At 40.7% G+C, this 14,352-nt stretch carries 16 protein-coding genes; 9 read left to right on the forward strand and 7 right to left on the reverse strand.

The features are described from left to right. Positions 1-16 precede the first annotated feature (16 nt). The 4 genes from FNZ24_RS01180 to FNZ24_RS01195 all read right to left on the reverse strand — a co-directional run bounded on the left by FNZ24_RS01180 (position 17) and on the right by FNZ24_RS01195 (position 4,956). Complete coding sequence (locus tag FNZ24_RS01180) at positions 17-2,083, reverse strand: alpha/beta hydrolase family protein (RefSeq protein ID WP_153912594.1); 2,067 nt, start codon at positions 2,081-2,083, stop codon at positions 17-19. Positions 2,084-2,478: 395 nt separating this feature from the next. Further along, entirely contained in the window at positions 2,479-3,465 is a 987-nt protein-coding gene (locus FNZ24_RS01185) for a DUF4382 domain-containing protein (protein WP_153912595.1), read from the reverse strand. Between the two features lie 365 nt (positions 3,466-3,830). Further along, positions 3,831-4,352, reverse strand: a complete 522-nt coding sequence (locus FNZ24_RS01190) for a hypothetical protein (protein WP_153912596.1) — start codon at positions 4,350-4,352, stop codon at positions 3,831-3,833. Positions 4,353-4,497: 145 nt separating this feature from the next. After that, a complete protein-coding gene (locus FNZ24_RS01195) occupies positions 4,498-4,956 on the reverse strand; it encodes a GDYXXLXY domain-containing protein (RefSeq protein WP_228768329.1) in 459 nt (152 codons plus the stop codon). A 243-nt stretch (positions 4,957-5,199) separates the two neighbouring features. Here FNZ24_RS01195 and FNZ24_RS01200 point away from each other — a divergent pair, with 243 nt between their 5' ends. The 6 genes from FNZ24_RS01200 to FNZ24_RS01225 all read left to right on the forward strand — a co-directional run bounded on the left by FNZ24_RS01200 (position 5,200) and on the right by FNZ24_RS01225 (position 8,741). Then, the gene (locus FNZ24_RS01200; RefSeq protein WP_153912597.1) at positions 5,200-5,523 is read left to right on the forward strand and encodes an ArsR/SmtB family transcription factor; all 324 of its coding nucleotides are present in this window, start codon (positions 5,200-5,202) and stop codon (positions 5,521-5,523) included. Positions 5,524-5,648: 125 nt separating this feature from the next. Then, positions 5,649-5,888, forward strand: a complete 240-nt coding sequence (locus tag FNZ24_RS01205) for a thioredoxin family protein (RefSeq protein WP_153912598.1) — start codon at positions 5,649-5,651, stop codon at positions 5,886-5,888. Positions 5,889-5,917: 29 nt separating this feature from the next. After that, complete coding sequence (locus FNZ24_RS01210) at positions 5,918-6,433, forward strand: nitrophenyl compound nitroreductase subunit ArsF family protein (protein ID WP_153912599.1); 516 nt, start codon at positions 5,918-5,920, stop codon at positions 6,431-6,433. Further along, positions 6,426-7,118, forward strand: a complete 693-nt coding sequence (locus FNZ24_RS01215; RefSeq protein WP_153912600.1) for an aromatic aminobenezylarsenical efflux permease ArsG family transporter — start codon at positions 6,426-6,428, stop codon at positions 7,116-7,118. Before FNZ24_RS01210 ends, FNZ24_RS01215 begins: the two co-directional genes overlap by 8 nt. 3 nt (positions 7,119-7,121) lie before the next feature. After that, the gene (locus FNZ24_RS01220) at positions 7,122-8,126 is read left to right on the forward strand and encodes a permease (RefSeq protein WP_153912601.1); all 1,005 of its coding nucleotides are present in this window, start codon (positions 7,122-7,124) and stop codon (positions 8,124-8,126) included. Positions 8,127-8,489: 363 nt separating this feature from the next. Next, positions 8,490-8,741 (forward strand): DUF2999 family protein, encoded by a 252-nt coding sequence (locus tag FNZ24_RS01225; protein ID WP_153912602.1) that lies wholly within the window; start codon positions 8,490-8,492, stop codon positions 8,739-8,741. A gap of 69 nt (positions 8,742-8,810) precedes the next feature. Here the strand turns inward: FNZ24_RS01225 and FNZ24_RS01230 are convergent, their stop codons facing one another. Further along, positions 8,811-8,945, reverse strand: a complete 135-nt coding sequence (locus FNZ24_RS01230) for a helix-turn-helix domain-containing protein (protein ID WP_267463717.1) — start codon at positions 8,943-8,945, stop codon at positions 8,811-8,813. An 82-nt stretch (positions 8,946-9,027) separates the two neighbouring features. Here FNZ24_RS01230 and FNZ24_RS21600 point away from each other — a divergent pair, with 82 nt between their 5' ends. The 3 genes from FNZ24_RS21600 (at position 9,028) to FNZ24_RS01245 (ending at position 11,714) form a co-directional block, all read left to right on the forward strand. Then, positions 9,028-9,216 (forward strand): SDR family NAD(P)-dependent oxidoreductase, encoded by a 189-nt coding sequence (locus tag FNZ24_RS21600; protein ID WP_228768330.1) that lies wholly within the window; start codon positions 9,028-9,030, stop codon positions 9,214-9,216. 213 nt (positions 9,217-9,429) lie between these two features. Further along, on the forward strand, positions 9,430-10,449 hold the full coding sequence (locus FNZ24_RS01240) for an alpha/beta hydrolase (protein ID WP_153912603.1): 1,020 nt from the start codon (positions 9,430-9,432) through the stop codon (positions 10,447-10,449). Positions 10,450-10,673: 224 nt separating this feature from the next. Beyond that, complete coding sequence (locus FNZ24_RS01245; RefSeq protein ID WP_153912604.1) at positions 10,674-11,714, forward strand: polysaccharide lyase family 7 protein; 1,041 nt, start codon at positions 10,674-10,676, stop codon at positions 11,712-11,714. An 85-nt stretch (positions 11,715-11,799) separates the two neighbouring features. On the opposite strand, the gene FNZ24_RS01250 is transcribed toward FNZ24_RS01245, so the two are convergent. Both FNZ24_RS01250 and FNZ24_RS01255 read right to left on the reverse strand, forming a co-directional pair. Continuing rightward, positions 11,800-12,969 (reverse strand): MFS transporter, encoded by a 1,170-nt coding sequence (locus FNZ24_RS01250; RefSeq protein WP_228768331.1) that lies wholly within the window; start codon positions 12,967-12,969, stop codon positions 11,800-11,802. Positions 12,970-13,363: 394 nt separating this feature from the next. Next, complete coding sequence (locus FNZ24_RS01255) at positions 13,364-14,119, reverse strand: hypothetical protein (RefSeq protein ID WP_153912605.1); 756 nt, start codon at positions 14,117-14,119, stop codon at positions 13,364-13,366. Positions 14,120-14,352 lie beyond the last annotated feature (233 nt).

A 14,352-nucleotide genomic window follows, 5' to 3' on the forward strand; every position in this document is an offset into this window, starting at 1 on the left:
CAATAACTAAACGGGTTTACTTCGCACCTGGCTCAGCAAATTGATTCATCCACTTTTCAACTTCGTTGTACCAATAAATTGAATTGTTTGGCTTCATGATCCAATGGTTTTCATCAGGGAAGTAAATCATCCGCGATTCGATCCCTTTAGTTTGCAAGGTGCGGAATAACTCAAACCCTTGACCCACTGGCACGCGGTAATCTAATTGACCGTGTACCACTAGCGTTGGGGTGTCAAAGTTTTCAGCGCCATAATGTGGAGAGATCGATTTGTAAATCTCAGGGTTATCCCAGTAATCGCCAAAGCGAGTGCTGTGGACTGAGAAATCAGCGGCCATTTGCGAGTACATGTTATACACAGCAGCGTGGATAAATAGCGCATTAAACGGCTGATCTTTTTGACCTAGAATAATCGAGGATAAGTAGCCACCGTAGCTTGCGCCGCCAGCCACTAAACGCTCGTTATCAATCCAGTCTTTAGCTTTAAACCAATCGGTTGCTTTAAACACATCCTCTAATGACTTGTTTTTCCAATCTGGGTTAATACTATCAGTATAGTCTTGTCCAAAACTGTTAGACCCATGGAAGTTAGGCCATGCAGTTACATATCCCCAAGAGGCAAACGTTTGCGCATTCCAGCGGTAATGGAAACCGTCAGAAATCGCACTGTGTGGGCCACCGTGAATAAGCATCATTAACGGATATTTTTTGCTTTTATCAAATCCTGGCGGGTAATGTACCCACATTTGCACATCTTCATCGTTGTAACCTTTATAAGTTACTGACTCATAAGTGCCCATGTCGACGTCTGCTAAAACATCATCGTTAAAGCTATCTAAACGAGTGGTTTTGCCATTCTTAGGATTAACTTTCACTAAACGTGCTGGGTACAAAAAGCTATCATTTGCCGCAACGATAGTGCCGTCATTAGCAATCGCGGGTGCGCCAAAGTTGGTGGCTTTAGTGATTGGTTTTACTTTGCCATTTTTAGCACTGATATGGAAAATACGGCGGGTTGCAGCATCATCAATAGCGGCATAAAAACCTTTGTTATCTGCAGTCCAGCTAAAGCGAGCCACAGAGCGATCCCAGTCAGTTGTGATCACTTTTTCAGAACGCTTTTTCACATCTAACAATACTAGGTTCGCCGTGTCAGCGTAAAAACCATGAATAAGCTGACGAGTAAACGCTAAGGTTTTACCATCAGGGCTAAAGGTTGGATTGGTATCTGGCGCTTCATTGTTAGCCGTTAAGTTTTCCACTTTACCACTGCCAATTGTTGCCATAAAAATATCAATTTTAGGGTCAACTTGGTTATCCCAGCCATTACTATTAAAGGCAATTAACTTACCGTCTGGCGAAATATCGTAGTTGCCACTACTTTGCGATGAACGTGGTAACTGCTTGTTTAATGGCTGAGTAATAGCCGCAATGTCACCGCCTTTAACAGGAATACTAAATACGTGTGCTTCACGGTCTTCGTCAATCCAATGATCAAAGCTTGAGAATGGTAATGCATTCCATTGGTGTGCAGAGACTTTAGTATCTTTGTTGGCTTTTAATTGAGCCGACATTTCGTCCCAGTTTTTATTTGGGAACACGTTACTAATAAAGTAAATATTGTCACCAACCCACTTAATGCCTTTAACGCCACCAGGCACTTCAGTTAAGCGCTGCGCCTCACCTGCTTTGTCCATTGGTAATAAATACACTTGGCCAGCTTCGTCTTTATCGCGCTTGCTAACAAAGGCTAATGTCTTACCGTCAGGTGAAAAAGTCGGTTCGCTCGCTCTCAGCCCTTTAGCTGTTAAAGGGCGTTGGCCTTTACCGTCTTTATCAAACAACCATAGTTGAATCGCACCTTTGTCTTCTGGCACATCGTATTGGGTTACAGGCGCAATGATAAACTCACCGTTTGGTGAAATAATTGGATTGCCTATTCGGCTTAGCTTCCACAACACATCCACTGATAATGTGGTATCTTGCGCTGCTTTTTGAACTGATTGAGTTAATTTGACTTGCTCTGCAGCCATTGATGCTGCGGGCATCAACAAGCACATAAGCACTATCCCGACTTTCTTCACGAGAGGTCTCCTTGATCTAGTTATTGTTATTTTTCTTCCGCTGCCATCATTAGTAAATTGCGGCAGTAAGTAAAGCTAGCGATGAATGTTAATCGAATTAACACCGAGAGAACGGGACAACCATCACCCTTGTTACATCAACATAAATCCATTGTCATGGTTAACAATTAAATAAAGCTTAAGCTGTGTGATTGAATAGTGATTAGTGGATAAAAAACATTAAGTATGCATACAAAATCAATAGCTAACCTTCTATAAAAACGCAATATAAAAAATGCCGTTCACCTTAAGTGAACGGCATTTGTATATTTCAGATTTTTTAAAGCTGATGGTTTAATCTATTTGTAAACGAAGTGCTTAATTTGAATAAGCAATCTAGATCTATCGTGCTCGAATTACTCAACTATTTCAGCAAAATCGATCATCAAGTTCTCACCTTCAGCAAGTGGCGTTTGCTTTGTTTGCTCTGCGGGATCAGCAATCATGATTTCATCATAATATTCAGGATCGTCGTTCACAGCGCTACAGCTAAATGCTAGCGTATAGTCACCTGCAGGTAAAAAGTTAAAGCTGTAGCTGTATAAATCTGTACTGTCGTCCAGTTGCAACATTTTAGATGCATAAGGCGCGACCACATCTTCTGGTACATTATTATCGACGTCAGGATCGAATTCATCACCAAGTACCGAAGTTTCATCGACTAAGCCAGCGTATAAATACACTACATTGCCAGTATCTGCTTCACAGGTTTCCCCAGCCATAAATAAGTTTGCATCAACAGAGCCGAAAATTGAGCCTACAGATTGATTATCGACAATAGTGACACCGTGAGGCTTGAGGTTATAACTCGATTCATTGGCAGTGCTAACGAGTGATTTTCTTAAATTAAAATCAATCGTATAAGCCTGAGTTGCCTCAACAGAAACGGTGAATCCACCAAGTCTTAGCTTATTACTCGGTGTTTTAAGCGGTAAAATTGAACCATCTTCTTCAACAACATTACAGTCTTCTGTGGAGCCATTTTGATTTTGTGGACAGCCTTGGGTATTAATTATCAGTTCTTGATAATCACCTACAGGTAACTCGACTTCAGAAAGAATTAATAAGCTGTCACCATTTTGATAATCTAATAAATTGATTTGCTGAGGAGTTTCATTACCCTCTTCATCAACCAATGGCAGTTCGATGTCATCTTCACCATTGCGTTTTAATGTAATTGATTGATAAGTCACATTGACTTCTAATGCGCTATCTACTGGAGCATCAGCTATAGAAAATGACACTTTAGCAGTCGTAGGTTCAGAGTCAGAACTGTCACTACCACAGCCTATTAGTGCTGCACTGATACAGCATGCAATTGTGGTCTTTAAAAATAAATTCATAGCTGAATCCTTTAATGATGAGTGTTACATAACCCATTAATTATACCTGTTAAAGAATGCTTGAAATGGAGATGTTTGATAATAGTGGAGCTATGATTAACAGTGAAATCATAAGCGATTAAAAAATATCAATTTTTACAATCGTATCGACTAAAATAAATTGACGAATCAATCGATGAAAGCTTGATATAACAAAAAACGCGCCCAACAATTACCAACAGCTGTTACAGCCACGTGAACAGCAGGGGGGGGGTAAGTTGCAACTAAAACCCGTCTTTTACTTAAAAACGTTCACATAGTTGACAGCTAAATGCATCAAAAATCACCGCAAATAGAATGTTGAATAACTAGGCTGATTGCACTCTTTAAAGTTCTAGCTTTGCCCTCAATTCATTTAATGCAGCGACTGAAAAACCTTGGTCATAAAAATAGATGATTTTCCCCTCAGTATTTAGCAATACCACCCGAGTATTATTCGGGTTTTCATTACCGGTAAAGGCTTGCACTTGTTCGCCATCTTCATAAATGGTTACCACGCCTTTCCATAATGGTTTTGGAATGCCCGCACGCATGCCATTATCGATTAAAGTACTGAACATTCTAGGAAACATGCCTTGAATCGTCGGCAACTCATACACCGCAACTTGGGTTTGAGTCATGTCCAAACCAATCAGCCAACGGTCAATATCAAATTGTGAGTCTTGCTTGTAGCCAATTAACAACAGGGTCACTTGGCCACTCACATCCTCAGGAAAGCTCATCGTAGTTTGCGCTAAACTCTCACCAGACACCGACGGAAACACCTGTCCCGTTACCTGCTGATTTGGGTAAGTGGTACTGCATGCACTCAGCAGCAATACCACCACTAACATCAATATGGCACGCATTTTAAAATCCTTTAATTATTTCATTCATTAAATCAATAATTAACCATACGTAACGGGAGATAATAAAGATTGAAATCTTAAGATTATTTTTAAATGCGTTTTATAAATAGCATGCTGATGAATGGTAAAGCCATAACCAACAGCGCTACTCTTCTGCTGCGATTTGAGGTTCAAGCTTATTCAGCTCAGCATCAAATATATTGGTTAATAGCACTTCACCCTGTTGATTGACCCTGAACTCACCATATTTTGCAGCTTCATAGACACTGGCGTGACCTTCTTGAAAGAAAAACGCATTGACCGCAAATTTAATCCTGCCGTCTCTGACTCGATACTGTAAGCGCATTTCATCTGCTGCTAGCTCCTGCCCATCATATAAGGCTTTATAAGTCGCGATATTGCGTGAATCGAAACTCACCACCACGTAGCCGTCACGATTAAGCAGTTTGATGGGCAAAGCCAACAACGCGGTGAAAGTGAAGCCACCGTGCCGATTTCTGTAACAAATGGCGCGGCCATAAGTCAGCGGGTAATAGTCAACGGGTAAAAATGCAATAAACACCGAAAACATCATGGTCATCGACATTGCCACCCTATCAGCCACAATCACTCCAGTATTATCTATTTATAACGTACCTATCGAGTCCATAAATTCGCTAAAGCTAATGTATTGATTGATATTTATTCAGCTAACGCTTTGGTATCAAAATGATACAAAGATCATAAAAACGAACAAATTATTGCCAATTTGTTTGTCTTACCAAATACATTTGGCTATTTTGCCAAATGACAAAATAACTTTTACAAGATCAAATTTTTTCATTAGTCGATCTTGAAGGACATTGAAATGACAGAACAAGAACAGTTAAGACTTGATGCCCGCTCTGGTGTTCTCAAAGCGTTAGCTCACCCTACTCGTTTATGGATTTTAGAGCAGCTACAACAGCAAGAACGTTGTGTTTGCGACTTAACCGATGGGGTTAATGCCGATATTTCTACCGTATCAAAACACCTATCTGTTCTAAAGCAAGCAGGGATAATCAGTAGTCGACGAGAAGGCAAAAATATCATTTACCGCCTCGAAACTCCCTGCCTGCTGAAAATGTTTGACTGTGTAGAAACTGTCATTGAAAAAAACGCTAAAAAACAAGCTGCGCTGCTAAAAGCTTAACGCACCAGTTCAGTAACAATCAGCGCAGTAAACAATCAGCTCAACAAACCATGATTAATACTCCGGTTAATTAACTCAATTCGGTGATTAACCTGTTCCTAAGATAAGCAGTAGAGGAATTAAAGATGAAAATTGAAATACTAGGAAGTGGCTGTAAAAAATGTACCAACTTAGCCAATGAAGTCACCGCAATTGCATCGCGTTTAGGTGTTGATGCTGAAGTAGAGAAAGTTACCGACATGGCCATCATTTTAGATTATGGGGTGATGTCTACCCCTGCCATTGTGATTAATGGAAAAGTAATGACTGCTGGCACAGTGCCTTCAACGACTGAAATCGAACAACTCCTCACTCAAGCCAATTAGCTATTCAGTTGCATTTAATAGGATAAGTCATGAATATTCGCACCACATTCTCCAAATGGTTTCTACCACTCGCCGTTTTTTGTAGCTTTGCAGTTATGCAAATTCAACTACAAGCTCAAGCAACTGATCTCGCCATCGCACCACCCGCTGTCGAAATGGCAGATCAGCAAGTACTTAAAGTTTACTACTTCCACGGTAATGTCCGCTGCACTTCATGTGAACTCATCGAAAAATATACCACCCAAGCAATCAATACGGGCTTTGCAGATCAAATTGCACAAGGTGATGTTGAACTGACCACAGTAAACCTTGAAGCCAGAGGAAACAGCCACTTCATTGAAGACTTTCAACTAATCACTCGCTCAGTCGTTATCGCTATCGAGGAACATGGCGAAACAATGCAATATCGCCGCTTAGATCGCGTTTGGGAGTTAGTGACCGACAAGCAAGACTTTCAAAACTACTTATATCAACAAATTGGTGAACTAACCGACACTCGCCAAACAAGCCGTGATAACACCAACGGATCATTACCCCATGGTTGAGTGGATGTTGGTATTAAGCAGTGCACTGTGGTTTGGGGTGTTAACCTCCATTTCACCGTGCCCACTGGCCACCAATATTGCTGCAGTCTCTTTTCTTAGTAAGCAAGTGGAAAAGCCAACACAGTCAATGTTAATGGGCGCATCCTACAGTGCTGGGCGAATGTTAAGTTACATAGTTTTAGCGGCATTGCTGCTACACAGTGCGATGTCTGCGCCGCAGATATCAAACTTTTTGCAGACCCAAATGAACATGGTATTAGGTCCGGTATTGTTATTTGTAGGGGCTTGTTTACTTGGCTGGGTAAGCCTACCCACATCTAACTGGTCGATATCAAATCAATTGCAGCAGCGCTTAGCAAAACGTGGGCAGATCGGGGCATTTAGCTTAGGCGGTATTTTTGCACTGTCATTTTGCCCAACCTCTGCTGCACTATTTTTTGCTTCTCTATTACCTTTGGCCATGGCGCAGCAATCTAGTTTTTGGCTTCCTGCCGCCTATGGAATAGGGACTGCTTTACCAGTGCTTATTATTGCGCTCTTGCTACAACTGGGCACAGTAAAAGTCGCGTCGCTATTTCAACAAATGACCGTAATCGAAAAAGTCTCTCGACGTTTATCTGGGGCTATTTTCATCGCTGCAGGGTGTTATTACTGCTGGTATTACTTAATTCCGTTAATGAGGTAGCCAATGTTTGCTTGGTTCTCAGTATTTGCCGATTGGCTTGTATACGACATTTTAGCGTTATCAAATCAAACTCAGCTTGGTCAAGCCGTTCACTTTTTTGTGGAAGACACCACCAAGATATTTGCTTTACTTGTAGTGATGATTTACGCCATTGGTTGGCTTAGAGCATCCCTTGATGTTGAGCGAGTAAGGGGTTACTTATCGGGTAAACCTAAGGTAGTGGGTTATGGTCTTGGCGCTGGGTTTGGCGCAATTACGCCGTTTTGCTCTTGTTCGAGTATCCCAGTGTTTTTGGGCTTTACTTCGGCTGGGATCCCGATTGGGATCACCATGGCGTTTTTACTGACATCACCACTGATCAATGAAGTCGCCATCCTATTATTGTTCAGTTTATTGGGACTCAAAGTCACCTTAATTTATGCCTTTACTGGTATCGCCATTGGTATCTTAGGCGGTGCATTACTCGATTTATTAAAAGCTGAACGTTGGCTGCAACCCTTAGCAGCAAAAGCCTATGCCATGGGTCAGGCCTCAGCTGAGCAAAAAACTGCATCTGACACTGCATCTGAAACAGACGAGCCTCCTGCAAAGGTCACTTGGCAACAACGCCATCAATTTGCCAAATCTGAAACGGGTGAAATTTTTGGCCGAGTGTGGAAATGGGTCATTATTGGCGTAGGTTTAGGGGCTGCTTTACACGGATTTGTTCCAGCAGGTTGGTTAGAGGCTAATTTAGGCGACGGTCAATGGTGGTCAGTACCAGCCGCTGTCATCATGGGCATTCCACTTTATGCCAATGCAACTGGAGTGATCCCTGTGCTTGAAAGCTTACTCATTCAAGGGGTACCTTTAGGCACTACACTGGCATTTTGCATGAGCACCGTTGCTGCCAGTTTCCCTGAATTTATTATGCTTAAACAAGTAATGCAGTGGCGACTTCTGGCACTTATTTTCAGTCTTTTATTGGTGTCATTTACCATTATGGGCTGGGTGCTGAATTTAGTTTAACGCTAGGGCCTGTTGATCTTTGCTGGTTAAGTTTTGTTCGAAATAAAAGCGTTTTAATCGAGGCGAATGAATTGATGCCTAGTGATCTAAGCAAAGTTCATTCAACAAAGAGTAAAACGCTTTTAGTCGACCCCTTCGGGCAGCGTTTGTTGGTCATTTTTACTGTGTTATCAACTTTTTATGTAGAATAATTACACCACAAAGTCTCTGCCTTGTACAAATGACCAACAATTCGCTGCAAAAACAACCTCGAAAGATCAACAGGCCCTAGAATTTTGGCCTAGATATTTTTCATTCACCCTCTTTGAGGTTAAATGGTAATATAAGCTTAATATTTGACTCAATTGAAATGAAGGTAACGCAATGAACCCTATTATTGCTCTATTAAAAGAACACAGTGTCAGTGAAGATAAAATCAGTGAAGTGTTCCAAGCATTAACGCAAAACCCTATGATGGCGATGAACATCATCGGTCAATTGGGTATCCCTGCAGAAAAACTGCAGCAGTTAATGGCAATGGTAATGCAAAATCCAGGGCTTATTAAAGAAGCTGTATTGGAATTAGGTTTAGACTTCTCAAAAGTTGAAGCGGCTAAAGCGCAAATGCAGCCTTAATCAACTTCTCGCTCTTTTGAGTAAGTACTCTGCAAGACCTTTAAAACGGCCAATCTATGATTGGCCGTTTTAGTATTGTTTTTTCAGCTGCTTTCGATATTGGCTCGGGGTGATATTTTTACATCGTTTAAAGCTATGACTGAAATTAGCCCCATCACTAAAGCCTAACTGCAAAGCTATTTCTTCAAGCGGTATGGGTTTCAATACTTACCAAGCTGCCTTATTTAAAAAATAATCACACTAGCACCATTATTTAAAACAAAACCACACTAGCACCATTATCAATATGTCATCTGCAAGCAGTGATTATGTTGTGCCTGAGTTAGCAAGCTACTCCGCCAGTAAATTTGCAGTAAAAGGGCTCAGTGAAGCACTTGAGCTGGAACTTGCTCAATTTGGAGTTCGGGTATGCGAGGTGCTGCCGCCATTTATCGCTACTAAAATGCTTAATACACAACAAAAACCGCTACAGTGATGACAAAACAAGGTCGGCATTTAACCGCTGAAGAAGTGATTACTGTGATTCAAAAGCAAGTTAATCAACCTAGAACCCATAGAACAGTCGGGTGGCTTTATAGTATGTTACATTGCTTAAGTAGTGTTTCACCTCCTGTTATCAACCGCTTGTTTATGAAGGTGTTAAGTCGTTAATTGGTTCAAACTGAAATTTATAAAAAGGAATGAATAAATGAGTCAAAGCGCCGCATCGATAAGATTACAAGCGCCAAAGTTAGAAGCTAAACAACGCATGGCAGCCAAACTGCTGACCTTAGCGCCATTACATAAATTGCCTCCCAAAATATTTAGACATGTTTATAGCACAATGGACACATTATTGGGTTTAAGTAAGATTGAAATGGCGAAGGTTGTCGATTCAAGTATCCCTGTGACCACACATACTGACAAAGCGAGCTCAATCAAAATTCGTGCATATTATCCTGTTTTCGAGCAAAAAAATGGCGCTGACTTAGCTATCACTGCGCAAAAAACACTGGTGTACTTTCATGGTGGAGGCTGTGTGATTGGTAGCTTAAATACCCATGATCGTTTTTGTCGTTACTTAGCTAAACATGGCAACATGAATGTTATTGCTATCGATTATCGCTTAGCACCTGAGTATAAATTCCCTACCCCCATTTGTGATGCCATTGACGCATGGAACTATATTAACGACCACCATCAAGAGTTACATATTCAAGCTGAACATATTGGAGTCGGTGGTGATAGCGCAGGAGCATACCTTGCTTGTATTATCGGCTTAAAGCAGCTGCAATCAGCGTTACCCTCTATTGCTATAGCAAAACCTGCATTCCAGTTTTTAATCTATCCGATGCTTGATTTACAAGGCTTAACTGAGTCCTATCGTAGCTTCAATAAACAACTGCTACTCACTCGAACCTTAGTGGATTATTTTAGAGGACATTACCTCAACTCATTGAATGAAACCCCACTCCCTTTAGCTAGCCCTTTGTTAACAGATGACATTAGTGACTCACCAAATACCTATATTTTAACCTTAGGTTACGATCCTTTAAGAGATGATGGGATTGCATACGCAAACCGTCTCAAAAAAATGGGTATTAGCACTCATCATCAGCATTTTGACGACTGTATGCATGGTTTTATCTCCATCACTAAAACCAGTGCCCGTGCTATGCAAGCCACCCATGAGATTGCCATGGCTTTGAATAGATTCAACTCGCTATAGTTACTGAGTAGATAGGGAAGTGGCTAAATGGGTGAGTGATTAGGTGAGTAAGTAAGTGAATGAGTGCATTTGATTCGAGTTGGACTGTATTTCAATAATATTCTGCTCAATTGATCAAATCATCCAACTCGATCACACTATTGTCATACAATAATATTGTAGTATTTTGAACTAGGTAGTATCTTGAGGTAGGTACTAATGACATGCTCCATAAGGAAAGCTCAATGAAGACACTCCAACTTAGTTTATTGACAGCTACCATCATTGCCAGCTCTGCAGCTGCGGCAGCTCAAACTGATATCACAAGCAAATTTAGCCTAGATCCTACCAAAGCACCTGCACAAAATTTTGATTTAACTAACTGGAAAATCACCCTTCCAGAGTTAACTGAAAGCGGAAAGCGTAAAGGTAAGGCGCTAGAAATTGATAAATATCAGTTAGGTAACACTAAAACTCCTTATGAGCACCCAAAGTGGTTTTACACTAACAAAGAAACTGGCGCATTGGTTTTCGTCGCTCCTAATGAAGCACCAACTACCCCAAACAGTAAAAATACTCGTAGTGAATTACGTGCAATGTTGGCCGACCATTATGGCGAGCCAAAAAACAATTTCGTTGTTGCCTCTCACCCAGATGCGAAAGAATATGGTGCTATTGGAGGCCAGTTAAAAGCGACGCTTACCGTTGACCAAGTCAGTACCAGTGGGAATGATAAAAAGAATGGCGCTTTTGCAGTGGTTATCGGTCAAATTCATGGTTCTGATAATGAGCCATTAAAAATCTCATACCGTAAACTACCTGGCCACGAATTTGGTTCTTTATCATGGAACTATGAGTTAAACCCAGTACCAGAACTTCAAGACGCAAAGGATGAGAATGGCAAGAAACTACGTCAAGATATCCGTCACAATGTATTTGGCCAATACAACCTTCGTGAAGGTGCACCTGAGCCCACAGATGGCATTAAACTTGGTGAAGTGTTTGCTTACCAAGTCGATGTAAAAGATGACACGATGCACTTAAGTTTCACTAAAAATCCTGGTGCTGAAAATGAGGAAGTGAAAGTGTTTAGCGTTGACCTTGCCAAAGGAAATTACCAAGGGCATGAAGTAGACCAAGGCTACGGTAAAGACTGGATGTATTTCAAGGCCGGGGCTTATAACCAATGTAATACCAAGAAAGACAGCTCTGATTGTCAGTGGCGCGGGATGGAAGCAGGCGATTACACCCAAGCCACCTTCTATCAATTGGAATTAAATCAATAATCGAGCCTGATTAAGAGTTTAACTTCCAAAAAACATCATAAAAACGGCCAATCAATGATTGGCCGTTTTTATATCTCACATTACTTTAACCAGCAATAGGTTTGTGGCCTGAAGGCAAGGTTTCTGCGCTTTTAATTAACATATAAATACTCGTGGTAATTAAGCACACGCCTAAGTAAATAATAAGTCCGTTGCCAGCTTCGGTAAAAGTAGTGGCTAACAATGGTCCAAGTACCGAACCTACGCTGTAGCACAGCAGCATCATTTCTGTTGCCGACACCATTTTCTCAACGGGTAAGTTGTCGCAAGCTAAGGTAATTGCAATTGGATACAGCGCAAAAGTGCTCGCCCCTAATACTAGGAAGCTTAACCCCATCATCGCTAATGTCGAAGACTCCAACACGCCCATGACAGCAAGACAACCTAACAGACAAAAAATCGCCATTAGTAAGCTTTTACTCATGCGAGTCGACATCGCACTGGCTATCGGCTGCACTAGCATGCCACCAAGAATGATACTCGCCATCAAAATCCCAGTATGCTCTGCGAACGCACTCGTATGGGAAATATAAGATGGCATTAGCCCATATATCGGCCCTAATAATAAACCTGACACCATACAGCCAATAATCGCAGGACGACTAATATGGCGAATTTCTTTTCGGTTAATCGATTGTTGGTCGTGACTAATCGGCTGACCTGAGCGGATCAATACAGGCGCCAGAGTCGCTAAAAATAGCAGCCCTAGTACATACAGATACGGTTGTACGCCTTCTGTGCCAAACACTGAAATAGCCAGTTGACCAACCGCACTGCCACCATAAAGAGCTGCCATATATAGCCCCAAACGTTTCGCACGCTGCTTTGGACAATTTGCCATTAACAGCCATGACTCCACAACAACAAACACCCCTGCCACGGCCATACCGGCTATGAACCTTGCTATTAGCCAAGTCACTTGATGAGGTGCAACCAACATCATCACAACAGTTAACCCAACCAAGGTTAAAAAAGTGATGAAAGCACGTCTATGTCCAAGACGTTTAATCACGCCTTGAATACACGTCGCGCCTAACAGCAAACCAAAGTAAAACACACTCGCCAGCCAAGGCGTCAGCGACTTAGCAATACCGAAATGCGCTAATGATAAAGGAATAAGGCTCATTAAAAAGCCCGATGCAACAGCGAAAAAAGTTAAACCAACTACAGGAGTGACAATGTTATTTTCAACATTGCCATGGATGATTATCGTCAATTTCGTACTACTTAATGTAAAATTTTGAAGGGTTAAATCATTCTTGGCGGCTAAAGGGTTAGAATACCCTAAGACTATTTTCGGCGAATGTATTCCTGAAGTGAAAATAAGTAAAGATAAATTTTATTCTGATGCTAAATTGTGCAAATAAATATCAAATATTGCTGTTTAGATCATATTATTGCTCAGTAAGCGTTCATAAACTACAAGCGAACTGAGCAACATCATCCATCTAAAATGCCAAGAATAAAAAATGGGTAGATGATAAAAGACACCATATACCCTAAGTAAACCATTCATTATGAGCAGCTGAGACTATATCAACACCCAAGTGAAACTTTTAATGGTTTATGGACTTTTAATGTCGATAATAACTTTTAATCAAAGACACTCATTAATCTCGCTTTAAGCTCAGGTTTATTAAGGTTCGACCAATAAATATGATGCTTTCAAGATAAAGACCACTTCCTGAATCAATCGCGTTATCGAGTGTTTTCCCCTTCTCAGTGTATTGTGACCAGTGATAGCAAATAAAAGCACTAAACAAATAAGCACCAAGCCAATACCAAGGTCCATGAGAGGAATCGAATATCATCATCCATGTTATTTCGGTCACAATTAAACTAAGTAAAATACCAAAGAGTATGGCAATGAAGGATTGAAACAAAGCAGGAAATTTTGCTGATAACAGTAAAATAATACCCAGCATGAATGCTATAAATATCAAACCATCACACAAAGGCAGAAGAATTTCTTGAGGTAGAATATAACTGAGTAACAAGGTCGGCCCTGTTGTCATCAATGTATACCCAATAAAGCTATATAGGGGCTTTTTAGACTTAACCCCTAATAGCACACCTAATATAATCATGCCTATATACACCCCCATGACCCAAAGCACCCCAGCTTTAAATAAGTCATGTTGCGGCATAAAAGTAATCACAGCATAAATACAGTTAATTCCCCACAATAACACTAAGCCTAAGACAATATTAAATGCCCATGAACTTAACTCGCGGTCTTTATAAAATAGCCATCGAAAATACTCAATTACGCCTCTATCTTGCATAGTGCCACCATCATCAAATCTGAATAAACAATCATAGAGCAGTAGTTTACTTAAGCTTAAATACAGCAAAAGCTTACTCACAGGGAAAAATCAGACCTAAAGAATATTTCTGGCGGAATTTTTACAAAAAGCGACATGAAGCAGATGATATTCACCATTGAATAAAACGCTCAAAATCTAGAATGAAATGATTTATCTCATCATGATACAAACTCTCACAAAAACAGCGTGTTAACGATTGATATTTGTACATTATTTACAAAAGTTGCAATCATTTCCTGTTAAAATCCACCCCCGCTTCAATATTAAAAATA

It is taken from the genome of Shewanella sp. TC10 (assembly GCF_009663145.1).
Taxonomy (GTDB): Bacteria; Pseudomonadota; Gammaproteobacteria; order Enterobacterales; family Shewanellaceae; genus Shewanella.